General features: G+C 73.9%; 5 protein-coding genes. 1 reads left to right on the forward strand and 4 read right to left on the reverse strand.

All coding sequences use genetic code 11. From position 1 onward, the window contains the following. Positions 1 to 42: 42 nt before the first annotated feature. On the reverse strand, positions 43 to 339 hold the full coding sequence (groES, locus tag ABT08_RS13025; protein ID WP_045246613.1) for a co-chaperone GroES: 297 nt from the start codon (positions 337 to 339) through the stop codon (positions 43 to 45). Positions 340 to 496: 157 nt separating this feature from the next. Here groES and ABT08_RS13030 point away from each other — a divergent pair, with 157 nt between their 5' ends. Continuing rightward, positions 497 to 1,690 (forward strand): THUMP-like domain-containing protein, encoded by a 1,194-nt coding sequence (locus ABT08_RS13030; RefSeq protein WP_056518707.1) that lies wholly within the window; start codon positions 497 to 499, stop codon positions 1,688 to 1,690. A 55-nt stretch (positions 1,691 to 1,745) separates the two neighbouring features. On the opposite strand, the gene ABT08_RS13035 is transcribed toward ABT08_RS13030, so the two are convergent. From ABT08_RS13035 to rimI, 3 genes are read right to left on the reverse strand one after another with little or no spacing between them, the layout of a single operon-like run. After that, complete coding sequence (locus tag ABT08_RS13035; protein ID WP_048809330.1) at positions 1,746 to 2,249, reverse strand: hypothetical protein; 504 nt, start codon at positions 2,247 to 2,249, stop codon at positions 1,746 to 1,748. After that, a complete protein-coding gene (gene tsaD, locus ABT08_RS13040; RefSeq protein WP_502685894.1) occupies positions 2,246 to 3,316 on the reverse strand; it encodes a tRNA (adenosine(37)-N6)-threonylcarbamoyltransferase complex transferase subunit TsaD in 1,071 nt (356 codons plus the stop codon). The genes ABT08_RS13035 and tsaD overlap by 4 nt, the downstream gene beginning before the upstream one ends. Next, positions 3,307 to 3,804, reverse strand: a complete 498-nt coding sequence (gene rimI / locus ABT08_RS13045) for a ribosomal protein S18-alanine N-acetyltransferase (RefSeq protein WP_056206103.1) — start codon at positions 3,802 to 3,804, stop codon at positions 3,307 to 3,309. Before rimI ends, tsaD begins: the two co-directional genes overlap by 10 nt. Positions 3,805 to 3,907 lie beyond the last annotated feature (103 nt).

Below are 3,907 nucleotides of genomic sequence, written 5' to 3' on the forward strand. Positions count from 1 at the left end.
AGGGTCCGGATGCCGCGGCATCCGGACCCTTCGGAAAGTCGATCAGCGAACGACGACGGCGAGGACGTCGCGAGCCGAGAGCACGAGGTACTCGTCGGCGCCGAACTTGACCTCGGTGCCGCCGTACTTGCTGTAGATCACGCGGTCGCCGACGGCGACGTCGAGCGGGATGCGGTTGCCGTTGTCGTCGATGCGACCCGGGCCCACAGCCACGACCTGGCCCTCCTGGGGCTTCTCCTTGGCGGTGTCGGGGATGACGAGCCCGCTGGCCGTGGTCTGCTCGGCCTCGACCTGCTGGATGACGATGCGGTCCTCGAGCGGCTTGATGGAAACCGACACGGTGTACCTCTTTCTTGGACGGAAGACTCGTTAGCACCCACATACCGAGAGTGCTAACGCCAGTGTAGGCAAGTGCTGGCACTCATGCAACGCGAGTGCCAGAAGACGTCATACGCCGTCGCGCTCGTCGCGGGACGCTCCGGCCTAGGCTGGCGGGATGCGGATGGACCAGCTGCGCGCCGTGCTCACCCCCGAGGGGCTGCGCCGGCTCGACGAGCTGGGACCCCTCGCCACGACCGACGACACCGCCCGCGCGGTGAGTCGCCTGCGGACCGAGGGCCTCGACCCCGACACCGTGACCGCGCTCGTCTCGCAGGCGCACCTGCGCGCCCGGGGCGCCGCCAAGTTCGGCGAACTCGCCGCCGGCATGCTCTTCACCCGCGCGGGCCTGGAGCAGTCGACACGCCCGGTCGTCGCCGCCCGCCATGCCGCCCGATTCCGCGACGCCGGCATCGGGCGCGTCGCGGACCTCGGCTGCGGCATCGGCGGCGACAGCCTCGGCTTCGCCGGGCTCGGGATGTCGGTCCTCGCCGTCGACGCCGACGAGGTGACAGCGGCGGTCGCCGCGTACAACCTCGCCCCGTTCGGCGATGCCGTCGAGGTGCGTCACGCCCGCGCCGAAGACGTGGACCTCGGCGGCATGGACGCCGTGTGGCTCGACCCGGCCCGCCGCGTCGCCGGTCACGACGCGCAGGCGCGGGTCGCGGCATCCGAGTACACCCCCTCGCTGGAGTGGGTGTTCCCGCTCGCGGCGCGCACGAGCGCGGGCATCAAGCTCGGGCCCGCGTTCGATCGGGCCGAGATCCCCGCGGATGCGGAGGCGCAGTGGATCTCGGTGGACGGATCGACCGTCGAGCTCGTGCTCTTCACCGGCGCGCTCGCCCGCGACGGCGTGCGCCGGGCGGCACTCGTGATCCGCGGGGAGCGCGTGCACGAGATCACGGCGGCCGGGGACGCTCCCGACGTCGACGCACGCCCGGTCGGCGCCTACCTGCACGAACCCGAGGGGGCGGTGATCCGCGCGCGCCTCATCGGCGACGTCGCGCGGGCGCTGGAGGCGGGCACGATCGACCCGCACATCGCCTATCTGACCTCGGACGCCGCGCTCACGAGCCCGTTCGTGCAGAGCTTCCGCGTGCGGGACGAGCTCCCCGTCGCGACGAAACCGCTCGCGAAGGCGCTGCGCGCCCGCGGCATCGGCCGCCTCGAGATCAAGAAGCGGGGCGTCGACGTCGACCCGGCAGCGCTGCGTCGCGCGCTCGCGCTGCGAGGCGATGAATCGGCCACTCTGTTCGTCACCCGCATCGGCGACCGGCGGGTGGCGCTGCTCGCCGACCGCGTCGACGACTGAGCCGCGGGCGCCGGTCGCGACGTCGGCGGGCGAGGGGACCCTCGGCGAGGGACCGTCAGCCGAGCGCGCCGGAGGCGACGACCGCCCAGGTCAGCCACGCCGCACTGTAGAGGATCGACCCGGCGCCGAGCGCGATCGCCCAGATCGCCATCGCACGTCCCGGGGACGGACGCCGCCGGGCCGCGATGCCGAATCCGACCGCGAGCACGCCGAGCGGCAGCATCCATCCGACGACCAGAGAGGCGCCGAGCGCGATGATCGCGGTGCCCAGGCCGAGCGCCGACAGCGGCACCGGATGACGCACCGCCGGCGCCGGCGCCGGCACGTCGAAGACCGTCTGCTCGTGCACGGGCTGCAGGGCGGCGACATCGACGGGCGCCGTGAGCTCGCGCGAGAAGCCGCCACGGTGAGCGCCTGGAAGCGCCGCACTCGCCGGCGGTGTCACCACATCGGGCGAGGGCGGTTCGACCGCGTCGGCACCGTGTGCCGGGAGCGGCCACGCCCCGCCGGCCGTCGCGGCGGACCGGTCCTCCGGGGCCCCCGCGCGCTCGCCGCTCACGCGGGCACCCCCTCGGCCACCTGGATCTCGGTCACCGGCAGCGTCGAATCCGCGCCGAAAGCGAGGGTCGAGGGTGCGCGGCCCGAGGCGATGAGCTCGGCGGCCAGCGCCGCGATCATCGCGCCGTTGTCAGTGCAGAGGCTGAGCGGGGGGATGCGCACGGTGACCCCGGCAGCCTCGGCCCGCGCCGTCGCGACCTCGCGCAGCCGCCGGTTGGCGATCACCCCGCCGCCGAGCAGGAGCCGGGGCACGTCGAACCGGGCGCAGGCGTCGAGGGCCTTCGTCACGAGGACATCGACCACCGCTTCGCGGAAGGATGCCGCGATGTCGGGCACCGAGGCATCCGCTCCGTGCTGCTCGACATAGCGCGCGACGGCCGTCTTCAGCCCCGAGAACGAGAAGTCGTAGCGGTGCTCGTGCAGATCGGACGCCCGCGACAGCCCGCGCGGGAAGCGGATGGCGTCCGGGTCTCCGGATGCCGCGGCCCTGTCGATCTCGGGACCGCCGGGGTAGGGCAGCCCGAGGATGCGGGCGATCTTGTCGAACGCCTCGCCGGCCGCGTCGTCCATCGTCTCGCCGAGAAGCTCGACGTCGCTCGTGAGGTCGCGCACGAGCAGCAGCGAGGTGTGCCCACCGCTGACCAGCAGCGCGACCGTCGGGTACTCCAGCGGGGCCGCGTCTTCGGCGAGGATGTCGGCGGCGATGTGCCCGACCAGGTGGTTCACGGCGTACAGCGGCACGCCGAGCCCGGTCGCGAGCCCCTTCGCGGCCCCGATGCCGACCATCAGCGCACCCGCGAGGCCCGGGCCGCTCGTGACGGCGACCGCGTCGAGCTCGGCGAGCGTCACGCCCGCCTCGGCGAGCGCGGCGGCGATCGAGGGCTGCAGCGCCTCGAGGTGGGCGCGGGCCGCGACCTCGGGCACGACGCCGCCATAGCGGGCGTGCTCGGCCATCGAGCTCGCGATCGTGTTGCTCAGCAGGGTGCGGCCGCGCACGATGCCGATGCCGGTCTCGTCGCAGCTCGTCTCGATGCCGAGCACGAGGGGCTGGTCACGGTTCACGTGCACCACGCTCCCCGGGCGGTATCGGCGGGGCCCTCGCCGGCGGCGGGGCTCTGTGCGGCGGCCGTGTCCTCTGCGGCGCCGCGCCAGGCGGCGACATCCAGGCTCATCACGATCGCATCGACGTCGTCGGGCTGGTAGTAGCGGGGGCGCCGGCCGACCTCGACGAACCCCTCGGAGCGGTACAGCGCCTGCGCGACCGGATTGTCGTCGCGCACCTCGAGGAACACCTCGGCGACGCCCCGCGCGGCGGCTTCCGCGAGCAGGTGCCGCAGCAGCGCTCGCCCCTGACCCCGCCCCCGCGCCGCGCTCTCGAGCGCGATGGTCTGGACGTCGCCGTCGCGCCCGCCCCACGGGGCGCGCAGCCCCGCATAGCCGATCAGACGGCCGGCCTGCTCGACGACGTAGTAGCGCCCGTGCGGCGAGCGCAGCTCCTCGCGCATCATCGGCTCGCTCCACGCGTCGGTGGGGAACGCCGCGTGCTCGAGGGCCATGATGGCGGCGAGGTCGTCGAGGGTCGCGTCGCGGATCACGCCGTCACCCGCTTCGGGGCGCCCGGCAGGGTCACGTCGGGAGAGCGCAGGTAGAGCGGCTCGT

This window comes from Microbacterium sp. SCN 71-21 (assembly GCF_001725695.1).
In the GTDB taxonomy this organism is placed as follows: Bacteria; Actinomycetota; Actinomycetes; order Actinomycetales; family Microbacteriaceae; genus Microbacterium; species Microbacterium ginsengisoli.

Coding starts and splice junctions, on each gene's coding strand:
- ABT08_RS13030 (WP_056518707.1), top strand. CDS start 497: ATGCGGATGGACCAGCTGCGCGCCGTGCTCACCCCCGAGGGGCTGCGC.
- rimI (WP_056206103.1), bottom strand. CDS start 3,804: ATGGCCCTCGAGCACGCGGCGTTCCCCACCGACGCGTGGAGCGAGCCG.